The organism is Rhodococcus sp. P4_F3_2 (genome assembly GCF_056401335.1).
Genome location: NZ_JBFUJN010000276.1, coordinates 1 through 384 on the forward strand (window position 1 = coordinate 1; position 384 = coordinate 384).

1 protein-coding gene is annotated in these 384 nt (G+C 33.3%); it reads right to left on the minus strand.

The features are described from left to right. Nucleotides 1-241: SPW repeat protein (locus AC1DWA_RS33715; RefSeq protein WP_477917890.1), on the minus strand; the 241-nt coding region annotated here is incomplete at its 3' end. Nucleotides 242-384: the final 143 nt, after the last annotated feature.

Here is a 384-nt window from a genome sequence, read left to right on the forward strand (position 1 = left end):
CACCAGTAATCGCAGAGACCCAGTTTTGCCATGAATTCCAGCCAGGCTTGTCATAACCCCATAACGATACAATAACTTGAATGATTCCAAAGACTATACTTGACCATAAAGCYCCTGATTGATYTGAATAACCAATAGCCCAAGGTGCGAYAATAAACCAGASACCWATTAAKGCRTTTAAATTACCCCTTAATTTCATAATGACACCTCCTCTAAGTTTAGGAATCTTTAAARATTCCATTGTTAGATTATATGTYTAGAAACTATAGAGATTAACTYAATATATAACAATTAAATAAACAGAATATTTMAWYAATRTCTTTACTTTGTAATCGCTTTCRTTTATAATGAAGATAGGTTGGATGGCATGAGTGGCTGTCATAG